Source organism: Actinokineospora iranica, assembly GCF_900101685.1.
Taxonomy (GTDB): domain Bacteria; phylum Actinomycetota; class Actinomycetes; order Mycobacteriales; family Pseudonocardiaceae; genus Actinokineospora; species Actinokineospora iranica.
On record NZ_FMZZ01000003.1, the window covers coordinates 354,177 to 376,261 of the forward strand.

The window sequence follows — 22,085 nt, forward strand, 5'->3', positions numbered from 1 at the left end:
CGGCCGTGCGTGCCTCTCTTCGTCGTCCCGCGGCGCTGCTCGCCGCGCTGGTGACTTTCCTTCCCCTGTCCGCCTGCGGCGTGTTCGGCTCCGACCCGACGCCGGAGGACGCCGCCGCGCAGTTCGTGGCCGCGTTCGCGGGCGGCGACACCGGCACCGCCGCTGCCCAGACCGACTCGGCGGAGTCGGCGAAGGCGCTGATGGACAAGGTGCGCGGCGCGCTCAAGCCGTCGACGGTCAGCGCGCAGGTGAGCCACGTCGATGCCGCCGAGGGCCAGCGCAACGCGAAGGCGGCGTTCCAGATCACCTGGGACCTCGGCCGGGGCAGGTTGTGGACCTACGACAGCGCGTTCGACCTGCGCGCCGAGGACGACGTCTGGAAGGTGCACTGGGAGCCCGCGGTGCTGCACCCGAAGCTCGGCGTCGGCCAGACCCTCGCGGTGCGGGGCATCGAGGCCGCGCTGGCGCCGGTGCTCGACCGTGAGGGCGTGCCGGTGCTCCAGCCGGAACGGGTGGTCTCGGTGCTGTTCGAGCCAGCGAAGGCAGGCGACGCCGACGCCATCGCCGGGCAGCTCGCCCAGGCGCTGTCGGGCATCGACGCCTCGATCACCGCGCAGAGCATCCTCGACGGCGCGGCCAAGGTGAACGGGCAGCCTTACCAGGTGGTCGCTCTCCGCGACCCCGACTACCAGAAGGTGCGCCCGCTGATCTACGAGCTTCAGGGCGTCCGGTTCACCGCGGAGTCGCGGCTGCTGGCCGCCGACCGCAAGCTCGCCCCGACGCTGATGCCGGGCATCCGCAAGCTGGTCGAGGACCAGGTCGAGGGCAAGTCGGGCTGGCGGGTGCACACCGTCGACAGCGCGGGAGCCGAGGGCGAGGAGCTGTTCGCCAAGGCCGCCCAGCCCGCGAAGGCGGTGCAGGTCGCGCTGAGCAAGCGCGTGCAGGACGCGGCGCAGGGCGCCATCGCGGGCGAGCAGACGCCGTCGATGATCGTGGCCATCGAGCCCTCCAGCGGCGAAGTGCTCGCCGTCGCGCAGAACGAGCCCGCCGACAAGCAGGGGCAGCTCGCGCTGACCGGCCGGTACCCGCCCGGCTCGACCTTCAAGATCGTCACCGCCGCCGCCGCGCTGTCGTCCGGGAAGGCCGGCGCGGAGACGCCGCTGGGCTGCCCGCCCACCACCGTCGTCGACGGCAGGGAGATCCCCAACAGCGGCAAGTTCGACAAGGGCGTCGTCCCGCTGCGCAGCGCTTTCGCGTTCTCCTGCAACACCACCTTCGCCGACCTCGCCGTCACCATGGCTCCGGACGAGCTGACCGGCATGGCCAAGCGGCTCGGCCTCGGGATCGACTACGTCATGCCCGGCGCGACGACCATCACCGGGTCGGTGCCGCCAGCGGCGAACAAGGTCGAGCGCGCCGAGGACGGCTTCGGCCAGGGCAAGGTCGTGGCCAGCCCGTTCGGCATGGCCGTCGTGGTGGCCGCGGTCGCCGCGGGCAGCGTGCCCAAGCCGGTGCTGGTGCGCGGCGTGGAGACCAAGGCCGACGCCGTCCCGGAGCCGGTTCCCGGGGCGGTGCTGGAGTCGGTGCGCGCGATGATGGCCGAGGTGGTCGCTGGCGGCACCGCGGGCGCGTTGCAGGCCTACGGCGACGTGCGCGGCAAGACCGGGACCGCCCAGTTCGGCGACGGCACCCACTCGCACGGGTGGTTCGTCGGGTACCGCGGCGACCTCGCGTTCGCGGTGCTGCTCACCGATGTCGGCCAGTCCGGCACCGCCGTGCAGGCCGCGGGGAGGTTCCTGGCCGCCCTCGGCTGACCGGAGGGTCCAGGTCCTGTGGCGAAGCACCGGCGCGGCTGGCGTGTGCCGGTGCTTCGAGACAGGGCCTAGGGTGGAAGGCATGTCCGTCCGCGCCCCGTTGACACCCGGCAAGCAGTCTCCCCGCCGGGTCGTGCCGTCCACCATCGTCCGTCCCGAGTACGTGGACCGTCCCGCGCCCGCGCGCAGCACCGACCCGTGGGTGCAGCCGCCGGAGGTCGTCGAGGCCATGCGGGTGGCGGGGAAGATCGCCGCGCAGGCGCTCCAGGAGGGCGGCAAGGCGGCCAAGCCGGGAGCGACGACCGACGACGTCGACGCGGTCGTCCACGAGTTCCTGATCGACCACCGCGCCTACCCGTCGACGCTGGGGTACCGGGGCTTCCCGAAGTCCTGCTGCGTCTCGCTCAACGAGGTCATCTGCCACGGCATCCCGGACTCGACGGTCATCGAGGACGGCGACATCGTCAACATCGACGTCACCGCCTACATCGGCGGCGTGCACGGCGACACCAACGCCACCTTCCTCGCGGGCGAGGTCAGCGAGGAGGCCCGGCTGCTGGTGGAGCGCACCCATGAGGCGACCATGCGCGCGATCAACGCGGTGCGCCCCGGCCGCGAGTTCAACGTCATCGGCCGGGTGATCGAGAAGTACGCCAAGCGGTTCGACTACGGCGTGGTGCGCGCGTTCACCGGCCACGGCATCGGCCGCGCGTTCCACAGCGGCCTGGTGGTGCTGCACTACGAGGACCTCAACGACAAGACCGTCATCGAGCCCGGCATGACCTTCACGATCGAGCCGATGATCACTCTCGGGACCATCGACTACGACATGTGGGACGACGACTGGACGGCCACCACCAAGGACAAGAAGTGGACCGCCCAGTTCGAGCACACCCTGCTGGTGACCGAGACCGGCGCGGAGATCCTGACTCTGCCCTGAGCGGTCCTGGACCAGCCCTGAGCGCTCAGGCCAGGTCGAGCAGCACCTCCAGCACCGCGACGGCGACCGGCTTCGGGTCGGTCGCGCAGGCCAGGTGGTGGGTGTCGAGTTCGCGGGCAGGCCAGCCCAGCGCGCGGGCGGCGGCGAGGTCGTCGCGGTGGGCCGCCGAGAGGGCGACGTACCCGGCCGGTCCGTCCCACTCGACGCTGGGGCGGGGCTCGGAGAGGAACGCCAGCGGCACCTCGGGGGCCTCGTCGGCGATCTCGGCGCGCAGCGCGGCGTCGGCCACGAGCTCGGGCAGCGGGTCGGTGTCGAACCAGTGGTGCCAGCGCGGAAGCTGGCCGTCGCGGCTGCGCTCCCGCAGCCGCTCGTACAGCTTCGCGGGCGCGGTGTCCCGCCAGCTCTTGCCCGGGGTGGGCAGACCGGCGTCGAGGTAGAGCAGGCCGCGCACGTCTTCGAGCTCGTCGGCGAAGGCGGGCAGCAGCGGCCCGGCGCCGCTGTGGCCGACGAGCATCAGCGGGCCGGTGACCGCGGTGTCGGACATCGCGTCGGCGAACGCGCCGATCAGGCGCTGGTGGACCGGCGGGGTGACGACGCTGGGCAGCAGGTCGAGGACGAGCGTGGGATGCCCGAGGGCGGCGAGTTCGTCGGCGAGCGGGCGCAGGCTGGCCGGACCGAGGAACGGGCTGTGCACCAGGACGGCGGTGACGGGTGCGGCGGGCATGACCGGGATGATGACAGCCCGCGCGGCGATCAGGGGAGGGGACTGGCGAATGTCGGGAGCGCTGCTGGTCGCTGGCACGACATCGGACGCTGGCAAGAGCGTCGTGGTGGCGGGCCTGTGCCGCTGGCTGGCCCGCGAGGGCGTGCGGGTGGCGCCGTTCAAGGCGCAGAACATGTCCAACAACTCCATGGTCACCGCCGACGGCGGCGAGATCGGCCGGGCGCAGGCGGTGCAGGCCGCGGCGTGCGGGCTGGCGCCGAGCGTGCGGTTCAACCCGGTGCTGCTCAAGCCGGGCTCCGACCGCAGCTCGCAGGTCGTGGTGCTGGGCCGCCCGGTGGGGGTGGCCAGCGCGCTGTCGTACCGGGAGCGCAAGGCGGAGCTGATGGAGACCGTGCTGGCCACCCTGGCCGGGTTGCGCGCGGACTTCGAGGTCGTGGTGTGCGAGGGCGCAGGCTCGCCGACCGAGATCAACCTGCGGGCGAACGACATCGCGAACATGGGTCTCGCCCGCGCGGCGGGGCTGCCGGTGCTGGTGGTCGGCGACATCGACCGGGGCGGGGTCTTCGCGCACCTGTTCGGCACGCTCGCCCTGCTCGACGCGGCGGACCAGGCGCTGGTCTCCGGGTTCGTGATCAACAAGTTCCGCGGCGACCCGGCGCTGCTGGAACCCGGTCTGCGCCAACTGCGCGGACTCACCGGCCGAGACGTCCTCGGGGTCCTGCCGTGGCGCGAAGAGCTGTGGCTGGACGCGGAAGACTCGCTGTCTTACGCGGCCGACGGCGTGGTCGGACGGCCTTTACCGCCGGTCGGTGAGCAGTGGCTGCGGGTGGCCGTGGTGCGGCTGCCGCGGATCTCCAACGCGACCGACGTTGAGGCGCTGGCGTGCGAGCCGGGGGTGTCGGTCCGGTTCGTCACCGAGCCGTCGCGGCTGGCGGACGCGGACCTGGTGGTGCTGCCCGGCTCGAAGTCGACCGTGGCCGACCTGGGCTGGCTGCGGTCGACCGGCCTGGCCGACGCGGTGGCCGCGCACGCGGCCCGGGGCCTGCCGGTGCTCGGGGTCTGCGGCGGCTTCCAGATGCTCGGCACTCGCATCGATGACCGGGTGGAGTCCGGCGCCGGGGTGGTCGACGGGCTGGGCCTGCTCGACGTGGGCGTGGCCTTCGCCGAGGAGAAGACGCTGAGCCGCCCGAGCGGGACGGCGTTCGGCGAGCCCGCGACGGGCTATGAGATCCACCACGGCCGGGTCGTCCGGCGCGGCGACCTGCCCGGCCTGGTGACGCTGCCGGACGGCACGGTGGAGGGCGCCGCGGCGGGCGCGGTGCTCGGCACCCACTGGCACGGCCTGCTGGAGAACGACGGCGTCCGCCGCGCGCTGCTGCGCTGGGCCGCCGAGCGGTCCGGGCGAACCGGGTTCCGGACCGCGGCGGACGTGTCGTTCGCCGCGGCCAGGGCCGCCCAGCTCGACCTGCTGGGCGACCTGGTCGCCGACCACATCGACACCGACGCGGTGCGGCGGCTGATCGACCAGGGCGCCCCGGCGGGGCTGCCGACGCTGCCGCCGGGCGCGCCCGCGCTGTGACCGTCGCGGTGATCCGGCGCCGCGCTACTTGATGTCGAGGTCGGCGATCAGCTCGTCGAGGAACCCGGCCGCCTCGGCGGCGGCCCGCTGGGTGTCCTGCTCGCGGATAGCGTTGACCAGGCCCTGGTGGTCGATGGTCCTGGCTGTGCTCGGGTCGCCGTTTACCGTGGTGGCGACAGACGCACGGACCACCTCGGTCAGGCCCTGGTACAGCTCGGCCAGGAGCGGGTTGTGGGAGCACTTGACGACCGCGAGGTGGAACGCGGCGTCGCGGTCGACGCCTGTCTCGTAGTCCTTGGCCTCCATGAACCGGTCGCGCTCGGCGAGCAGCGCGGTCAGCTCTTCCAGCTCCGTCTCGGTGCGGTTCGCCGCGGCCAGGCGCGCGCCCTCGACCTCCAGCGTCCGCCGCACCTGCAGGACGTCGCGCAGCTCCGTGCCCGCCAGCCTGCGCACGGCGCCGGAGAACTCGCTGGTCGCGCGGACGAAGGTGCCGTCGCCCTGGCGTACCTCCAGCAGCCCCGCGTGCGCGAGGGCCCGGACCGCCTCACGGACGGTGTTGCGCCCGACGCCGAGGGCGGTGACGAGCTCGGGTTCGGTCGGGATGCGCTCGCCGACCTTCCACTCGCCGCTGGTGATGGCCGAGCGCATCTGCTCGATCACCTGGTCGACGAGGCCGGATCGCCGGGTAGTGGCCAACGGCACAGCGCCATCCTTTCATCCAAACATCCTACGTTGGGACACTAGCGTCCATGGCAGTCCACCGCAGCCCGACAACGAAGCCGAACCCCTGCGCCGCCAGGGACGCCAAGATTGCCACGGCGTCGATCACCACGGCGACCAAGAGTGCCACGGCCACGCTGCCGCGCAGGCCAAGGTCCCCGCGCGCGGTCCGGACCGCTGCCCTGGTGGGCGCGCCGTCGCTGGTCCTCGGCGTCGCCCTTGCCGCCGCGAATCTGCGTCCCGCGGTCACCAGTCTCGCATCCGTGCTGGACGATGTCCGAATCTCCGTCGGCGCGGGCCACGCGTGGGCCAGCGCGCTGACCGCCGTCCCAGCGGTCTGCTTCGGCGCGGCAGGCCTGCTCGCGCCCCGCCTGAGCAGGCGGTTCGGCCTCGCCCGCGCTCTCGGCTGGGCCTTGGCGCTGCTGACCGCGGGCCTGGCGCTGCGCGTGCTGGACGGCCCGCCGGTGGTGCTCGGCGGCACGCTGGTGGCCTGCGCGGGCATCGCGGTCGGCAACGTGCTGATCCCGGTGGTGATCAAGCAGTCCTTCCCGCACCGGATCGGCGCCGTCACCGCCGTCTACACAGCGGCTCTCGCCGCGGGCGGCGGCCTCGGCGCCGCCGCCACCCCCTGGCTCGCCGAGCGGCTCGGCGGGTGGCGCGGGGCCCTCGCGGCCTGGGCGCTGCTGGGCCTGGCCGCGGTGCTCACCTGGCTCGCGACCGCCCGGCACGGCGACCCGGTGGCCGCGGCGGGCGAGCGGGCCGGGCGCGGCCGCCCGATGCGGCGCAGTCCGCTCGCCTGGACCGTGACGGCGTTCTTCGGGCTCCAGGCGCTGGTCGCCTACACCGTCATGGGCTGGCTGCCCGAGGTCTACATCGACGCGGGCGTGGATCGCCCGACCGCCGGTGTGTACCTGGCGGTCAGCACCCTCTTGGGCGTTCCGCTGAGTCTCGTCCTGCCGCCGGTGGCCGCCCGCGCCCGCACGCAGTCGGCCTGGATAGTCGCGGTGACCGTCATCGGCGGGTCGGGGCTGGTCGGGCTGCTCGTCGCGCCCGCAGCCGCGCCGCTGCTGTGGGCGGTGCTGGCGGGCTTCGGCATGGGCGTGTTCCCGCTGGCCATCACCGTGATCACCCTGCGCACCCGCGATTCCGCCGATACAGCCACCCTGTCGGCGATGGCGCAGAGCATCGGCTACCTGATCGGCGCTCTAGGCCCGTTTGCCTTCGGCCTCTTGCGCGGACTTACCGGCGGTTGGACAGCGTCGCTGGTGTTCGTGCTCTGCGTTGTCGCCGTCCAGGTGGCCGTCGGCTACGCGGCGGGCCGGGACCGGACCGTGTGATCGGCTAGTCGACCGGGTCCAGCGGCAGGTTGAGCAGGGCGTTCTCCACGACCTCCGGCAGGCCGGGGTGGATCCAGTACTGCCCGCGCGCCATCGAGCGGGCGTCCAGGCCGAAGCTCATCGCCTGGATGATCGGCTGGAGCAGCGTCGGCGCCTGCGGGCCGATGATGTGCCCGCCCAGGATCTGGCCGGTCGCCGGGTCGGCGAGGATCTTGGCGAACCCGGTCGTGTCCTCCATCGCCCAGCCGTACGCGACGCCGCTGTAGGCCTCGGTCGCGGCGACCCACCGGGCGTCGCCGCGCTCGGCGTCCTGCTCGGTCAGCCCCACCGAGGCGATCTGCGGCGCGGTGAACACCGCGTGCGGGACGAACCGGTGGTCGGCTGCCCGCAACCGGCCGGGGTTGAGCAGGTTGTGCTGCACGATCCGCGCCTCGTGGTTGGCGACGTGCTTGAGCTCCCAGGGGGAGCTGATGTCGCCCAGCGCCCACACGCCGTCGGCGCTCGTGCGCTGGAACTCGTCCACCATCACGTGCCCGGTCGGCGCGACCGCGATCCCGCCTTCTTCCACCGCGAGCAGGTCGGCGTTCGGTGTCCGGCCGACCGCCACGAGCAGCAGGTCGCCCTCGACGGTCTCCGCGCCGTCCGGGCCTTCCAGGTGCAGCCGCACCCCGTCGCCCGCGCGCTCGGCCAGCACCGCCTTGCGGTCCAGCCGCACGTCCCAGCACTGTTGCGCGAGCTGGGTGAACCGCAGGCTGATGTCGCGGTCCTCCCCGCGCAGCAGCGCGCCGGAGCGGGCGACCACGGTCACCTCCACCCCGAAGGCGGAGAACACGTGCGCGAACTCGGCGGCGACGAACCCGCTGCCCAGGATCACCAGCCGCCGGGGCAGCTCGTCGAGCCGCATCACGGTGTCGCTGGTGTGGAAGCCGACGTCGTGGATTCCCTCGATCTCGGGCACGACCGCGCGCCCGCCCGCGGCGAGGACGATCCGGTCGGCGGTGACCGTCTCGGCCGGGGAGCCGTCGTTCGGGGTGATCTCCAGCCGCCGCTCGCCGACGAACCGCGCAGCGCCGAGGTAGACGTCGACGTTCGCGTTGTCCGGGTGCGCCATCCGGTACTTGCGGCCGCTGTCGGCGATCGGGTCGATCCGCCCGAAGATCCGGTCGCGGATCGCGGGCCAGCGCACCCCGTCCAGCGTCTCGTCCACCCCGAGCCGGGCGGCCGCGGCGGGAACGGAGGCCAGGTCGGCGGCGTGCACGAACATCTTGGTGGGAATGCAGCCCACGTTCAGACAGGTCCCGCCGAACACGCCGCGCTCGACCACCGCCACCCGCCAGCCCGCGAACCGCGAGTCGAGCAGGGAGTTGCCGGAGCCGGTTCCGATGATCACCAGGTCGTAGTGGGCCACGATCACATCCAACCGCATCCCACCCGTCCGGCATTCCTTGTATCCGGCGGCGGCTTGGCCGCTCTTGCACTACGTACGCGGACTTGGGCGGGAGGGCCGCGGGTGGGGTCGGCCCTCCCGCCCGCCGCGTGGGCTCAGTGGGCGTAGGTCGGGGTGATGATCGCCCGCGCCAGGGTGTGGAACGCCAGGTTGAAGCTCACCACGGCCGGGCTGGCGGTCTCGTCGACGTCCAGCTTCTCCACGTCGACGGCGTGCACCACGAAGTAGTACCGGTGGTCTTGGTCGTTCCGCGGCGGCGCGGCGCCGCCGTAGGCGCGGCTGCCGAAGTCGGCGCGGACGTGGAACGCGCCGCCGGGCAGGCTGTCGTCGTCCTTGCCCGCGCCGGCGGGCAGCTCGGTGACGTCCGCGGGGATGTTCACCGCGACCCAGTGCCAGAAGCCGCCGGGGATCGGCGCGTCCGGGTCGAAGCAGGTCACGACGTAGCTCTTGGTGTCCTCCGGCGCGCCGCTCCACGACAGCTGGGGCGAGAGGTTGTCGCCGCCCGCCGAGTCGTGCGCGTGCCTGCGGTCCAGCTTCTCCCCGTCGCGCACGTCGGTCGAGGTGACGGTGAACTCGCCGGTCTTGGGCAGCAGGGCGTACGGGTCGGGCGCGACCGGGCGCTCCAGGCTCATGGACGGTCCTCCAGAACTTGCCGGTGATCTTCCGGGGGCGAATCTAGCCCCCGGCGGTGAACCTAGCCGCCACCGCCGCGCGCGGCCCGCCGAGGCGGCGGCTGAGGGTGAACCGGCCACTTCCGACCGTGAATCGGCCTACTGTGGGGCTGGACCACTTCTGGGAGGAAATGTGACCGACAACGCCGATCGCCCCGACCGTGAGGTCTCGCAGTCGTCCACGCGGGTGCGCTTCCCGCGGATCAGCCCGCGCGCCTACGAGCACCCGGCCGACCGGGGCGCGATGGCGACGCTGCGCGCGGCGCCCGGGGTCGCCGAGGTGCTCAAGGCCGTCTCCGGGCTGTTCGCCGAGCGCGGCGAGCGGCTGCTGACCCTGGCATCGGCCATCCGGGTCGGCGAGAAGCAGTACCCGAAGATCGACCGCCTCCGGTTGGAGTGCGCCGAGGTCCTCGACCTGGACACCGTGCCGAACGTCTTCGTCCAGCGCGACCCGAACGCGAACGCGATGACCGTCGGCATCGATGAGCCGTTCATCGTGCTGACCACCGGGCTGGTCGAGGCGCTGGACAGCGAGAGCCTGCGGTTCGTCGTCGGCCACGAGATGGGCCATGTGCTCTCCGGGCACGCGGTCCTGCGCACGCTGCTGCTGCGGCTGGTGCACCTGCAGATGACCATCGCGTTCCTCCCGGCAGGCGCGCTCGCGATGCGGGCGGCCATCGCCGCCCTGCGCGAGTGGTTCCGCAAGGCGGAGCTCACCTGCGACCGCGCGGGCCTGCTGTGCGGGCAGGACCCGGCGGCGGCGCTGCGCACCCACGTCTACCTCGCGGGCGGCACCGACCTGACCCAGATCGACATCCCGTCCTTCCTCCAGCAGGCCAAGGAGTACGAGGACGTCGAAGACATCCGCGACAGCATCCACAAGCTGCGCACCGTCGAGGGGATGAGCCACCCGTTCGCGGTCGTGCGGGCGGCGCAGTTGCAGCGCTGGGCGGCATCGGAGGAGTACCGGGCGATCCTGGCGGGCGACTACCGGCGCCGCGACGACGAGGCCCCCGGCAGCACGTTCAGCGACGACATGAGGTCGGCGGCCAAGTCGTACAAGGAGTCCTTCGCCGCGTCGACCGACCCGCTGGCCCGGGCCCTCAACGACGTCGGCGAGGCGCTGTCCGGGGCGGCGGGCAAGGTGTTCAGCCGGTTCGGCGGTGGCGGTGGTGGCGCCGGTGGTGGCGACGCGCCGCGCCCGGACGACGCGGGAGCCGGCAAGAACTGAGCGGAGCGGTCACGGGCGGGGGGCGTACATGATCAGGGCGACCCCCGCCAGGCAGACGAGCGCGCCCGCGACGTCCCACCGGTCCGGCCGGAAGCCGTCCATGGCCATCGCCCACAGCAGCGACCCGGCGACGAACACGCCGCCGTACGCGGCCAGGATGCGCCCGAAATGCGCGTCCGGCTGCAGGGTGGCGACGAAGCCGTAGGCGCCCAGCGCGAGCACCCCGCCGAGCACCCACAGCCAGCCCCGGTCCTCGCGGACGCCCTGCCAGACCAGCCACGCCCCGCCGATCTCGGCCAGCGCCGCGAGCACGAACAGGGCCACGGACTTCGCGACGGTCATCGTCGTCACCGGCCCGTCGCGGTGAAGTGCTGGATGTCCACCGGGGAGGTCCACGCGCCGCCCCAGCCCCAGCCGATCGAGCCGAACGCGCGCACGACCACGTCGCCCGCGAACACCATGCCCGGCCTGCGGCGCGCGCGGTCCACATACGCCGAGGCCAGCTCGGGCAGCACCAGGTTTCCCTTGACGTAGGGGTTGCAGAACGGGTTGACGTCGATGGCCAGCCCGGACGCGTGCGCCGACCAGGTCGTCAGGTTCCGCGCGGGGCGGCAGACGAACGCGGTGGTGTTGTTGCCGTCGCCGGTCGGCGGCAGATCCAGTTCGGGCAGGGCGGTGACGCGCATCTCCTCGATCGGGAACCGGGCCGCGAACAGCTGGCCGAACACTCGGGTGACCTCATCGGCGACGCGGGCGTTGACGATCATCTCGCCGGTGTGCGGGCGCCCGTCGAACCCCCAGAACGACATCGTCAGGTACCGCAAGTCGGCCCGCCCCACCGGGCATCGCGGCTGCCACGTGCTGCGCGCCAGGACCGCGTCCGGCACCGGGCTCACCGTCGCGGCGTAGCGGCCGTCGGCGGGCGGCGGCAGCAGGTCCCTGGTGGGCAGCGACCGCTCGGCGAGCGCCGGGGGCGTCGGCAGCACCTTCCCGAACCCGTCCGGCCGCAGCGGCAGCGGCGTCGCGCCGACGACCCAGGCGGGCGCGGGCGGGTCCGGAAGCCGCGACGAGGCCGGAACCCGCGCCGGGGAGGATGTGGGCCCGGAAGACACCGAGGACGCCGCAGACGCCGAGGACTGAGCGGTCGCCGACGTCACGGCGGACTCGGCCGGTGGCGCGCTCGACTGGGCGGCCCGCTGCTGCTCCGGCGTGACGCAGCCCGTCACGACGGCGGCAAGAGCGAGGGCGGGAATCAGGCGACGCACGGCTCCAGCATGCCCCAGGCCAACTGCACCCCTTCGAGTGACAGCGTCCGGGGACCGGCGCGGGCCCGCTTGACCTAGCGTGTCCACGGCGAGCACGGACATCACCGATGGGAGATCTTCTTCATGAGGGGACACGCGCGCCGGGTTCTCGGCGCCGTCGCGGTCGTCGCCATCGCCGCGGCTGTGCTCGGCCACTTCGGCGGCGCAGAGGCGAACCAACAGGCAGCGGCAAACCAGCAGGCGGCGGCTGGTCAACAGGCGGGGGCGGGCCAGCAGGGCAGGCAGATCGTCGGCGGCCGCAGGGTCGCCATCGCCGACCACCCCTACGTCGTCTACCTGACCACGAGCCAGGGCCACCAGTTCTGCGGCGGCACCCTCGTCGCCCCGGCCAAGGTGGTCACCGCCGCGCACTGCGCCAAGGCGTTCCCGCAGGGTATGCGCGTCGTCGCGGGCCGGGAGGACAAGCAGTCGCAGGCGGGCGCCGACGCCCGGGTGACCAAGGTGTGGACGCACCCGCGCTACCAGGAGGTCACCACCGGCGACGACGTCGCGGTGCTGACCCTCGACCGGGCCGTGCCCTACCAGCCGCTGCCGATCGCCACCCCGGCGGACGGCGCGGATCTCTACGCCGCGGGCGCCCCGGCCACGATCCTGGGCTGGGGGCGGGTCTCCGAGGGCGGCTCCCCGTCGCGCTTCCTGCTCGGCGCCCAGGTCCCGCTGACCTCCGACACCGACTGCGCCCGCGTGTACGGCAGCTTCGCGGCGAAGTCGATGGTGTGCGCGGGCCTGGCCCAGGGCGGGGTCGACACCTGCCAGGGCGACTCGGGCGGCCCGCTGGTGGTCGAGGGCAGGCTCGTCGGCATCGCGTCGTGGGGCGAGGGCTGCGCGCAGCCGGGCAACCCGGGCGTCTACACCCGGGTAGCCGCTTACGCCGACCTGATCGCCCAACACCTGTGATATCCAGGTTGGTGTGAGCGCACTGCACTCGGCTTGCGGCCCAGACCTGACCGCGGACACGCTCTACCGCCTGCTCAGGCTCCGGGTCGAGGTGTTCATGCTGGAGCAGGACTGCCTCTACCAGGAACTCGACGGCCGCGACCGGCTGCCCGACACCGTGCACCTGTGGTGGCAGCCCGACGACGAGCCGCTGGCGTACCTGCGCGTCCTCGGCGCGCCCGGCGGCGAGCGCCGCGTCGGCCGGGTGTGCGTCGCGCGGCAGGCCCGCGGCACGGGTCTCGGCGGCAGGCTCATGGCCGCGGCCCTGGCCCACATCGGCTCGGACGAAAGCGTGCTCGACGCCCAAGTGCACGTGCGGGACATGTACACCCGCTTCGGCTACCTGCCCGAGGGCGAGGTGTTCGACGACCACGGCGTCGACCACATCCGGATGCGGCGGCCCGCTACCCCTTGACCGCCTCGACGGTGTAGGTGGCCGCCAGCCGCTCCGGCGTCTCCCGCAGCCGCCACTGCCCCGCCGCGTCCTCGACCATGTGCCCGGGCAGGGCGTTCCACGGCACGCTGTCGTGCTCTTCGAGCCGGGTCAGCCGCAGTCCCGCGGCCAGCAGCGCGGTGGCCACCTCGCCCACCCCGTGGTTCCAGCTGTAGGAGCGGGTGTGGGTGAACACCGCGTCGGTCGCGACGTAGGTCTCGCCGCCGTCCATCGCCAGCGGCTCCGCCTGCTCGAAGTAGGAGTACCTCGGCGCAGGCGGGTCGGCGTGCTCGTCCAGCGCCCACAGCATCGGGTGGCCCTCGCGCAGGAACACCCGGCCGCCGGGGCGCAGCAGGTCGGCGACCACACGCGCCCACCGCTCGACCGACGGCAGCCAGCACAGCGCGCCGATCCCGGTGTAGACCAGGTCGTAGGACCGCGCCCCGAGCACGTCGACCGCGTCGTAGACCTCGGCCTCGTGGTAGTCGACCAGGTCCCCGGCCAGGTCACGCGCCTGCCGCAGCGCGGTGGGGGAGAAGTCCAGGCCGCTCATCCGCGCGCCCAGCCGCGCCAGCGAAAGCGTGTCCGTCCCGATGTGGCACTGCAGGTGCGCGCCGCGCACGCCGGTCAGGTCGCCCAGCCGGGGGCGGTCGAACCGCACGACGTCGCTGATGTGGTCCGGGTCGTCCAGGAACCGCCGCACGCCGTAGTCCGGCGACGCCGCGTGCGCGGGCGCCCGCTCGTCCCAGTTCGCCTTGTTGACCGCCACGTAATCGGCCATGTCATCGGCCATGTCATCGGCCATGCCGACCACCCCCCGCCCCCATCATGGGGCGCGGGCTGTCCGGGGTCGACCGAGTTTCAGCGCGGGGCGCAGCGGGTGATGACCTCGACCGCGCGGTCGATTTCGCCCTCGGTCAGGTCCGCCCGCGCGGTCAGCCGCAGCCGGGAGACCGAGTCGGGCACCGACGGCGGCCGGAAGCACCCGACCCACACCCCGGCGGCCCGGCAGTCCTGCGACCAGGCCAGGGCGGCGTCCGGGGAGGGCGCGCGCACCGACACCACCGCGGCGTCCGGCTCGCTGGCGGCCAGTCCCGCCGCGCGCAGCCGCTCCGCGAGCGTCCGGGCGATCTCCAGCACCCGCCCGGCGCGCTCCGGCTCTTCCTTGAGCACGGTCAGCGCTGTCAGGGCGGCGGCGGCGCTGCCCGGGGCGAGTCCGGTGTCGAAGATGAAGCTGCGCGCGTTCTCGACCAGGTGCCGGATGACCCGGCGCGGCCCGAGCACAGCGCCGCCCTGGGAGCCCAGCGACTTCGACAGCGTCAGGGTGGTCACCACGTCCGGCGCGCCAGCGAGACCGGCGGCGTGCACGGCCCCGCGGCCGCCGTCGCCGAGCACCCCGAAGCCGTGCGCGTCGTCGGCGATCAATGCCGCCCCGTTCGCCCGGCAGACGGCGGCGAGTTCGCCCAGCGGCGCGAGGTCGCCGTCCACGCTGAACACCGTGTCGGTGACGAACACCGCCCGCTCGGTCCGCCGGGTCGCCAGCGCGCGGCCCGCCGCGGCCGGGTCGGCGTGCGCGGTCACCGCCACCTCGGCGCGCGAGAGCCTGCACCCGTCGATCAGGGAGGCGTGGATGTAGGCGTCGGTCACGATCGAGCAGTTCTTGCCGGACAGCGCGGTGACCGCACCGAGGTTCGCGGCGAACCCGGAGGAGAAGACCAGCGCCGACTGCGTCCCGCAGAACCGGGCCAGCTCGTACTCGAGTTCGCTGTGCAGCTCCGTGCTGCCGGTGACCAGCCGCGACCCGGTGGACCCCGCGCCCCAGCGCAGCGTCGCGGCCGCGGCGGCGCCGCTGACCCGCTTGTCCTTCGCCAGTCCCAGGTAGTCGTTGCCCGCGAGGTCGAGCAGGTCCGAGTCTGGCCTGCGGGGGCGCAGCTGCCTGCTCAGACCGGCGCGCCGACGGTCTTCCGCGTGCGTGTCGAGCCAGTCGAACACCTGGTCAGCGGGGCTGGGTCCGTCCGGGTTCACGCGTGCGAGTCTGACACCGCCGCCCCGACCCGCCCAGGTCCGGGTCGCCAACGTGACTGACGATACGGTCGTCGTATGCGTGGCGCCGTGAGTTTCGTGGGAGCTGGACCTGGTGCGGCCGACCTCATCACCCTGCGCGGGGCGAGCCGGATCGCCGAAGCCGACCTCGTGCTGTACGCGCCGAGCATCACCGACGCCACCTGGCTGCGCGAGCACACCAGAGCCGACGCCGAGCTGGTCGACCTGGGCCGGGTCGAGCCGGACGAGCTGCTGGAGCTCTACCGCAGGCTGGCGAGCAGGCGCCACAAGGCGGTGCGGCTGGTCGCGGGCGACCCCGCGCTGAGCCCGGAGCTGCGCGAGCAGCGCGAGACCTGCGCCCGGCTCGGCCTCGACGTCGAGGTGGTTCCCGGGGTGTCCCCGGTGTCGGCGGCCGCCGCGGCCACCGGCAACGGCCTGGTCGAGGCGGGCGGCCCGGACACGCTGGTGGTCACCGGCACGGACGCGGACTTCGAGCGGGTCCGCGAGGTGGCCGCGGAGAGCCGCACCATCGCGGTGCAGGCCCCGGCCGCGCGGGCCGCCGAGCTGGTCGAGGCGCTGACCGCGGCCGGACTCGACCCGGAGGTCCCGGTCGTGGTCGCCCACAAGGTGACCTGGCCGGACGAGACCGTGCTGCGCACCACGCTCGGCGAGCTGGTGGCCGAGGTCAAGCGCGCGAACCTGTGGCGGCACGCGCTGTTCCTCGTCGGCGACGCGCTGCGCCAGGCCAAGCCGCGCGCCGGGTACGCCCCGCGCGACCCGGAGCAGGCCGCGGCCCAGCGGTGGACCTCCCGCAGCTGGCGCTCGTCCGGCGGGGAGGGCCGCCGGCCCTGGGCGAGGCGCGCGGCCGAGCCGGAGCCCGACGACTCAGAAGACACCGACGCCGCCGGAATCGAAGACGCCGCCGAGACCGAAGCCGCCGAGGCTGTCTCGGCCGACACCGGGGAGCAGGCCAGGCCCGCCGCCGAGCCGGTCGCCGAGGCGAAGCAGCCCGCCAAGCGGGCCCCGGCGAAACCGGCGGCGAAGAAGCACCCGGCCCGCGCGTCGCGCGGCGCTGCGGCCCGCAGGACCACCAAGAAGGCCTGATCCGCCGCGCGGGAAGCGGTCGTGATCTCATATCGCCCATGACGGCAAGCGTGACCGTGATCGGTGTCGATGGGCAGTCGCTGCCCCCGGGCGCTGAGGCAGCCCTGGCCAGCGCGGGTCTGGTCGTGGGGCTGCGCCCGCTGCTGGCCGCGTACGCGGGGGAGGCCCGGCGGCTGGAGCTGGCGGGCAGCGCGTTCGGCGAGGCCACTGTGGACACCCTGGCCCAGGCGGTGACCGCGGGCGAGTCCGCGGTGGTGCTGATCCAGGGCGACCCCGGCTACTTCGGCGGCCTGCGCGCGCTGCGCGCCCGCGGCGTGCCGACGGTCACCTGGCCCTCGGTCACCGACGTGCAGCGGATGGCCGCGATGATCAAGCGCCCGTGGGACGACCTGACCGTGGTCAGCGCGCGGGGCAGCGGTTTCCGGCACGCGGTCAACGTCTGCCGGGCCCGCAAGGCGGTCGCGGTGCTCACCGGCCCGGACGCCGGCCCGGCCGAGCTGGCCAGGGAGCTGGACGGCTGGCGGCGCAACATCGCGGTGCTGGAAGACCTCGGCGGCCCGGCCGAGAAACTGTCCATTGTGGACGTGACAGAGGCCGAGCGGCGGAGCTGGCGCGAGCCGAATCTGGTGCTGTGCCTGGTTTCCCTGGACGCCGTGGGGCGAGACCAGTGGATCGCGGGCGGCGAGGTCGTGCCGCCAGAGGACGGTTGGGCGCTGGCGGAAAGCGCTTTCGCCACCCGGGCAGGCGTCGGCGTGCCGCCCGAGGTGCGCGCGCTCGCGCTGGCCCGGCTCGCCCCGCGCCCGGGGGCGCTGGTGTGGGACGTGTGCGCCGGGTCGGGCGCGGTGGGCATCGAGGCGGCCCGGCTGGGCGCGGCGGTCATCGCCGTCGAGCGGGATTCCGGGCTGTGCGTGCGGATCGTGGCCAACGCGGGCGCGCACGGCGTGGACGTGCGGCTCGCCGACGGGGACCCGCCCGCGGTGCTGGCGAGCCTGCCTCGGCCGGACTCGGTGTTCGTCGGCGACTCCCGCCCGGACGTCGTGCGCGCCTGCGCCGAGGTCGACGCGGCGCGGGTCGTGGTGCTGGTGCCCGAACTGGACCGGCTCGGGCAGACCCGCAAGACCCTGGCGGACGCCGGTTACGCCGTCGACGGCTGCCACCTGACCACGTCGAACCTGGTCGAACTGTCCGAGGACACCATGGGCGTCGTCCCGGCGAGTTCGACGTTCCTGGTGTGGGGGAGCCGGAAGTAGCGGATCGTCCACTCTGGACAGCCCGACCGCGGGTCCCGCCGGAAAGTCCACCCGAAAGTATGGGGGCCGGTATTCGGTCGGTATCCCCAGGTCGGGCGGCGTTTTCGGTGGGTCGTTCACTCGAACGGCTCACTTCTTTCGGATGTTGTGGCCGATCGCGGTTCGCGGGTAGCCATGAGGCGACGCCTGGGAGGCTGGTCCCGGGTCCAGCGCGAAGGAGCAGACCCATGGCGCAGGCACGGCGGCTCGCCCGTCTGATCGGGATCGCCGCGGCGGTCGTCGCCGCCGGGGCGGCGACGGTGTCCGCGGCCCAGGCGGACCAGGCCCCGCCCGCGGTCCAGCCCTTCGTCGTCGGCGGCGAGGCTGCCGACATCGCCGACTTCCCCTACATCGTCGCGCTGACCACAGCGGACGGCTTCCCGTTCTGCGGCGGCTCCATCGCGGCCCCGACCAAGATCGTGACCGCCGCGCACTGCGTGCAGGGCTCCGAGCCGGGGGAACTCGCCATCGTGTCCGGGCGCACCGACCTGACCGCGGCGGGCGGCGTCACCGCCGAGGTCGCCTCGATCTGGGTCCACCCCGAGTACGACAACCCCGCGGTCAAGGCGGACGTGGCGGTCCTGACCCTCTCGACGCCGCTCCCGGCGACCCCGATCCCGGTGGCGGCCGCCGCCGACACAGCCCTCTACGCCGAGGGAACCCCCACCACGATCGCGGGCTGGGGGCGGACCAGTGAAGGCGGCCCGGCCTCCGACACGCTCCGCAAGGCCGCGGTCCCGCTGACCTCCGACGCCACCTGCGCCACCGCCTACGGGCCGGACTTCGTCCCGGCGTCGATGGTGTGCGCAGGCCTGCCCGAGGGCGGCGTCGACACCTGCCAGGGCGACTCCGGCGGCCCGCTCGTCGCGGGCGGGAAGCTCATCGGCGTGGTGTCCTGGGGCGAGGGCTGCGCGCGGCCAGGCAAGCCCGGCGTCTACACCCGGCTGAACGCGTTCAGCGCCGACCTCGACGCCCAACTGGTCGGCCAGGAGCCCGTGCCGCCGGTCCGGTAGCCGATCTCGATCATGTGTTCGCTCACTTTCCCGCGAATTTCATATTTCTTATGGTCAGAAACCGCCAAGTCGTGTTCACCCGATGTTCGCTGTTGATCTAGCTTCACCGAAACAGTTCGTCCACCGCGGCATGGTTTCGTGCTGACCGCCCCACGGACTCTTATATCCCCATAAGATCGCCGCCAGGGTCCGTGACGAGCGGAGAACTTGTGAATACTGCGAAAACTGTTCGCCTGTCGCGTCGGGCGGTGCTGTTGGGCGGACTGGGACTCGGGGCGGGTGTCGCCGCGGGGTGCAAGACCACGGCGGCACCCGGCGGCGGGCCGGAGAACCTGCTGCAGTCCAAGGCTCCCACCTCGCAGGTTCAGCCGGTCACCACCGAGCTCTATCTCTCGACCGGGCGCTACCGCGAGGTCGAGGCGGTGATCATCCGGCCCGCGGGCGTCCCGGTGAAGCCGATCCCGGTCTGCGTCGCGCTGCACGGCGGCATCGGCGGGGCGAAGAGCTTCCTCGACCTGGGCGTGCCCGACATCCTCACCGGGCTCGTCCGCGACGGCGTGCCGCCGTTCGCCGTCGTCGCGGTAGAGGGCGGCAACTGGGTCGGCGGCCGCAACGACGACCCGCAGCGGATGCTCAACGAAGACCTCCCCGAATGGCTCGACCACCACCAGCTCGCCACGACCCCGTTTTCCACTGTGGGCATCGGCGCGGGCGGCACGGGCGCGCTCAACCTGGCCAGGACGCCCGGGTTCACCGCGGTCGCGGTGATCAGCCCCATCCTGTTCGACAGCTGGGCGGACGCAGCCGCGGCCAAGATGTTCACCGACCGGGCCCACTGGGAGCGCCTCGATCCGCTGCGCCACATCAACGAGTTCGCTTATCTGCCAGTCGGAGTGTGGTGCGGGACCGAGGACCGCGCGTACCTGGGCAACGCGAAGACGCTGGCGCAGCGGGTGAAAGCCGCCCGGACCTCGTTCGAGCGCGGCGGCCACAACGACCAGTACTTCCGGCGGGCGCTGCCGGACGCGCTCCAGTTCGTCGGCGGCTACCTGTAACCTCACGCTCCGGCGCGCGGACCGGCCGTCGCGACGAACTGGGGATTCACATGAGCGAGCAGCCAGAGCGTCCCGACACCACGCCCATGACCCCGCTGGACGCCCCGGAGGCGTTGCAGCTCGGCATCGTCCCGCTGCGCCCGCTGGCGCTGCCGGACCTGGTCGCGGGCATGGCGCAGGGATTGCGGCGCAACGCGGCCGCGCTGATCGGCGTCGGCTTCGCGGTGATCACCGCGACGGAGCTGCTGCGCTGGTTCGTGTCCACGCTGGTCTTCGGCGACGTGCCCGACGCGCGCGCCATCACCGACCGCCCGCGCCTGGACTGGGCCGAGGTCCGCCCGCTGCTGGCGGACGCGGCGCTGCACGCGGTCATCGCGGCCCTGCTGGGCCTGCTGCTGGTCGCGGTGGTCAATGTCGTGGTGCCGCGCGCGGTGTTCGGCCACACCACCGGGGCGCGGGCCGCGCTGGGCGCCGCGCTGCCCGCGCTGCCGCGCCTGCTCCTGCTCGCCCTGCTCACGGCCGTGGTCTTCGGCGCGATCGCCGCGGTGGCGGTGTTCGCGGTGTTCGCCGGTGGCTCGGCCGGTCTGCTGCTGGCCCTGCCCGCGGTGGCGGCGATGTTCTACCTGGTGATCGCGTTCACCTTCGCGCAGTCGATCGTCGTGGTCGAGGGCGGCAACCCGGTGGCCGCGCTGGAGCGCTCCCGCAGGCTGGTGGCCGCGGTCGGCTGGTGGCGGGTGCTGGGCATCCTGCTGCTGGCCGGGGTCGTGTTCGGCCTGCTCGGCATGATCGTCAGCGCCGTCTTCGGCCGGATCAGCGGCGGCGGCGCCCTGGCCGAGGCATTGGCCGCTGTGCTGTCCGGGACGCTGATCTCACCCGCGACGCTGGTGCTCCAGTCGCTGCTGTACGTGGACCACCGGTCCCGCGTCGAGGGCATCGAAGGGTTGTGGCGCAAGGCAGGCTGACTGTCCACTCTGGACTAATCAGTGGATTGTCCCGCACCCGCGCGCGGTTGACGACGCGGGGCGCTCGCCGTGGCGTACGGTCTGCGGGGTGAACAGCGGATCGGACAGCACACACGCACTGCGTCGCGGTCTGGAGGGGTACCTGCGCGCGGTCGCCGTCGCGCTGCGGCTGCCCGGTGAAGGCGTCTCCTGTGAGATCAGCGACACCGCCACCGCCTACGTCGCGCTGCCCGGCCACGGCGGCGACGACCTGATGCTGATCTGGGACGAGCGAACCGGCTGGACCCTGGCCGTGGAGCACGCGCCGTCGGCCGAGCCGGAGATCCTCGGCCGCTTCGGCCCCGACCAGGTGCCCCCGCCCGACGCCGTCGCCGAGTTCGTCGCCAGGACGCGAGCGGGCCGGTCCCCCGAAGAGAACCGGCCCGTCGTCAAGTCCGCGGGCGACCGCTGGGCGCTCGCCAAGCGGCTCAGCCGCTACGCCTGAGCCCCGGGTCTACATCACCGGGGTCTACATCACCGGGGCGACGTAGACCGGGCGCGCGTCGGACGCCTCGGCGGTGGCGTCCAAACCGAGCATCGTGAGCAGGTTGCGGCAGTCGTCGGCGTCGACCGAGTGCCCGGCGACCGTGCGGGCGGCACGGGTGCGCTGCGTTGTCAGGTTGTCCAGAGCGTCCAAGCGGGCCTGGGTGAACTCGTTGGCCGCGCCGGACAGGGGCCGGATTCCGCTCGACATCGTCAGGAACTCCTTCGGGGTAGAGCGTGTTCGGCGGCCGCCCGGGGTCATCTCGGGCAGGCGTCACCGGGGGAGGATGGCCGGGCTGACACGGTGGTTGGGGAGGCGGAGCGCATCCGTGTCGGTCTCGCGGGGCCCGGCTCGGCCGAGGGGCTGGACCGGCTCCTCTGCCGGTCGTCTGCGTGTGCTCGACCACACGACAGTACCTCACCGGGCGCGGACGCGGACGCGGTCGACCGGACCGGGTAGGATCAGTGGCGCGAGGGTCCGCTCAGTTCTGCCTCGGACCCGTTTCTCGTCGACCACCCACGCGCCGCGGCTGGTACCGCGCCGGGCAGGACGACCCTGTGACGTTCGGAGACACCCCATGGCGGTTGGCCGCCCCAGCACGACCCTGCCCGACACCCCCCAGTTCGTAGCCCCGCGGTCGGACACCCCGCGCCGCGAGCCTTCCCAGCGCGAGACCCCGCACTCATCGACCGCTCAGCGCGAGACCACCCGGTCGGCGACCCCGCGGGGCGAGACCGCGCAGCGTGAGATGGCGCGGCGTGAGACGGCGCGGCGCGAGGCCCCGCGGTCCGGGACCGGGCGGCGCGCCGCCGGACAGCGCCAGACCTCGGAGCGCGAGACCGCGCAGCGCGAGACCGCGCAGCGCCAGACTTCGCGACGCGCGGCCCCGCAGTCCACGACCGATCAGCGCCAGGCCCCGCGCCGCGCCGCGGAGCGGCG

General features: G+C 73.5%; 22 protein-coding genes. 13 read left to right on the forward strand and 9 right to left on the reverse strand.

Going from position 1 to position 22,085, the window contains the following annotated elements; all coding sequences use genetic code 11:
* Positions 1–5: 5 nt before the first annotated feature.
* Positions 6–1,814 carry a penicillin-binding transpeptidase domain-containing protein gene (locus BLS56_RS09490; RefSeq protein WP_091449587.1) on the forward strand — a complete coding sequence of 603 codons (1,809 nt, stop codon included), beginning with the start codon at positions 6–8 and terminating at the stop codon, positions 1,812–1,814.
* A gap of 82 nt (positions 1,815–1,896) precedes the next feature.
* Positions 1,897–2,754: a type I methionyl aminopeptidase gene (gene map / locus BLS56_RS09495; RefSeq protein WP_091449588.1), complete on the forward strand. Its 858-nt coding sequence runs from the start codon at positions 1,897–1,899 to the stop codon at positions 2,752–2,754.
* A gap of 25 nt (positions 2,755–2,779) precedes the next feature.
* On the opposite strand, the gene BLS56_RS09500 is transcribed toward map, so the two are convergent.
* Positions 2,780–3,478 (reverse strand): hypothetical protein, encoded by a 699-nt coding sequence (locus tag BLS56_RS09500; RefSeq protein WP_091449690.1) that lies wholly within the window; start codon positions 3,476–3,478, stop codon positions 2,780–2,782.
* 49 nt (positions 3,479–3,527) lie between these two features.
* Between BLS56_RS09500 and BLS56_RS09505 the strand changes: the two genes are divergently transcribed.
* Positions 3,528–5,057 (forward strand): cobyric acid synthase, encoded by a 1,530-nt coding sequence (locus BLS56_RS09505; RefSeq protein ID WP_091449589.1) that lies wholly within the window; start codon positions 3,528–3,530, stop codon positions 5,055–5,057.
* A gap of 24 nt (positions 5,058–5,081) precedes the next feature.
* Here BLS56_RS09505 and BLS56_RS09510 read toward each other — a convergent pair whose 3' ends face one another.
* Positions 5,082–5,759, reverse strand: coding sequence for a FadR/GntR family transcriptional regulator (locus BLS56_RS09510; RefSeq protein WP_175482745.1), 678 nt, complete (start codon positions 5,757–5,759; stop codon positions 5,082–5,084).
* 47 nt (positions 5,760–5,806) lie between these two features.
* On the opposite strand from BLS56_RS09510, the gene BLS56_RS09515 reads away from it, so the two are divergent.
* Entirely contained in the window at positions 5,807–7,114 is a 1,308-nt protein-coding gene (locus tag BLS56_RS09515) for an MFS transporter (RefSeq protein ID WP_091449590.1), read from the forward strand.
* A gap of 4 nt (positions 7,115–7,118) precedes the next feature.
* Here the strand turns inward: BLS56_RS09515 and BLS56_RS09520 are convergent, their stop codons facing one another.
* Both BLS56_RS09520 and BLS56_RS09525 read right to left on the reverse strand, forming a co-directional pair.
* On the reverse strand, positions 7,119–8,522 hold the full coding sequence (locus BLS56_RS09520) for a mycothione reductase (RefSeq protein WP_091449692.1): 1,404 nt from the start codon (positions 8,520–8,522) through the stop codon (positions 7,119–7,121).
* A 134-nt stretch (positions 8,523–8,656) separates the two neighbouring features.
* Positions 8,657–9,193 carry a YbhB/YbcL family Raf kinase inhibitor-like protein gene (locus BLS56_RS09525; protein ID WP_091449591.1) on the reverse strand — a complete coding sequence of 179 codons (537 nt, stop codon included), beginning with the start codon at positions 9,191–9,193 and terminating at the stop codon, positions 8,657–8,659.
* 172 nt (positions 9,194–9,365) lie between these two features.
* On the opposite strand from BLS56_RS09525, the gene BLS56_RS09530 reads away from it, so the two are divergent.
* On the forward strand, positions 9,366–10,463 hold the full coding sequence (locus BLS56_RS09530) for a M48 family metallopeptidase (RefSeq protein ID WP_091449592.1): 1,098 nt from the start codon (positions 9,366–9,368) through the stop codon (positions 10,461–10,463).
* A 9-nt stretch (positions 10,464–10,472) separates the two neighbouring features.
* On the opposite strand, the gene BLS56_RS09535 is transcribed toward BLS56_RS09530, so the two are convergent.
* Both BLS56_RS09535 and BLS56_RS09540 read right to left on the reverse strand, forming a co-directional pair.
* A complete protein-coding gene (locus BLS56_RS09535; RefSeq protein WP_091449693.1) occupies positions 10,473–10,805 on the reverse strand; it encodes a YnfA family protein in 333 nt (110 codons plus the stop codon).
* 5 nt (positions 10,806–10,810) lie between these two features.
* Positions 10,811–11,575, reverse strand: coding sequence for a M15 family metallopeptidase (locus BLS56_RS09540; RefSeq protein ID WP_407640502.1), 765 nt, complete (start codon positions 11,573–11,575; stop codon positions 10,811–10,813).
* A 276-nt stretch (positions 11,576–11,851) separates the two neighbouring features.
* Here BLS56_RS09540 and BLS56_RS09545 point away from each other — a divergent pair, with 276 nt between their 5' ends.
* Positions 11,852–12,685, forward strand: coding sequence for a S1 family peptidase (locus BLS56_RS09545; RefSeq protein ID WP_091449594.1), 834 nt, complete (start codon positions 11,852–11,854; stop codon positions 12,683–12,685).
* A gap of 13 nt (positions 12,686–12,698) precedes the next feature.
* Complete coding sequence (locus BLS56_RS09550; RefSeq protein WP_228771504.1) at positions 12,699–13,139, forward strand: GNAT family N-acetyltransferase; 441 nt, start codon at positions 12,699–12,701, stop codon at positions 13,137–13,139.
* On the opposite strand, the gene BLS56_RS09555 is transcribed toward BLS56_RS09550, so the two are convergent.
* On the reverse strand, positions 13,129–13,962 hold the full coding sequence (locus BLS56_RS09555) for a class I SAM-dependent methyltransferase (RefSeq protein ID WP_228771505.1): 834 nt from the start codon (positions 13,960–13,962) through the stop codon (positions 13,129–13,131). The genes BLS56_RS09550 and BLS56_RS09555 overlap by 11 nt on opposite strands.
* A gap of 56 nt (positions 13,963–14,018) precedes the next feature.
* Positions 14,019–15,182 carry an 8-amino-7-oxononanoate synthase gene (locus BLS56_RS09560; RefSeq protein ID WP_091449595.1) on the reverse strand — a complete coding sequence of 388 codons (1,164 nt, stop codon included), beginning with the start codon at positions 15,180–15,182 and terminating at the stop codon, positions 14,019–14,021.
* A gap of 87 nt (positions 15,183–15,269) precedes the next feature.
* On the opposite strand from BLS56_RS09560, the gene BLS56_RS09565 reads away from it, so the two are divergent.
* From BLS56_RS09565 to BLS56_RS09590, 6 genes are all read left to right on the forward strand, one after another.
* Positions 15,270–16,304 (forward strand): cobalt-precorrin-4/precorrin-4 C(11)-methyltransferase, encoded by a 1,035-nt coding sequence (locus tag BLS56_RS09565; protein ID WP_175482746.1) that lies wholly within the window; start codon positions 15,270–15,272, stop codon positions 16,302–16,304.
* 38 nt (positions 16,305–16,342) lie between these two features.
* A complete protein-coding gene (locus BLS56_RS09570; RefSeq protein ID WP_091449597.1) occupies positions 16,343–17,554 on the forward strand; it encodes a bifunctional cobalt-precorrin-7 (C(5))-methyltransferase/cobalt-precorrin-6B (C(15))-methyltransferase in 1,212 nt (403 codons plus the stop codon).
* 227 nt (positions 17,555–17,781) lie between these two features.
* Positions 17,782–18,606, forward strand: a complete 825-nt coding sequence (locus BLS56_RS09575) for a serine protease (RefSeq protein ID WP_091449598.1) — start codon at positions 17,782–17,784, stop codon at positions 18,604–18,606.
* Positions 18,607–18,854: 248 nt separating this feature from the next.
* Positions 18,855–19,661 (forward strand): alpha/beta hydrolase, encoded by an 807-nt coding sequence (locus tag BLS56_RS09580; protein WP_175482747.1) that lies wholly within the window; start codon positions 18,855–18,857, stop codon positions 19,659–19,661.
* 50 nt (positions 19,662–19,711) lie between these two features.
* Positions 19,712–20,623 carry a hypothetical protein gene (locus BLS56_RS09585; RefSeq protein ID WP_139190581.1) on the forward strand — a complete coding sequence of 304 codons (912 nt, stop codon included), beginning with the start codon at positions 19,712–19,714 and terminating at the stop codon, positions 20,621–20,623.
* Between the two features lie 88 nt (positions 20,624–20,711).
* Positions 20,712–21,107 (forward strand): DUF6292 family protein, encoded by a 396-nt coding sequence (locus BLS56_RS09590; RefSeq protein ID WP_091449601.1) that lies wholly within the window; start codon positions 20,712–20,714, stop codon positions 21,105–21,107.
* 24 nt (positions 21,108–21,131) lie between these two features.
* Here the strand turns inward: BLS56_RS09590 and BLS56_RS09595 are convergent, their stop codons facing one another.
* Positions 21,132–21,356 (reverse strand): hypothetical protein, encoded by a 225-nt coding sequence (locus BLS56_RS09595; protein ID WP_091449602.1) that lies wholly within the window; start codon positions 21,354–21,356, stop codon positions 21,132–21,134.
* Positions 21,357–22,085: the final 729 nt, after the last annotated feature.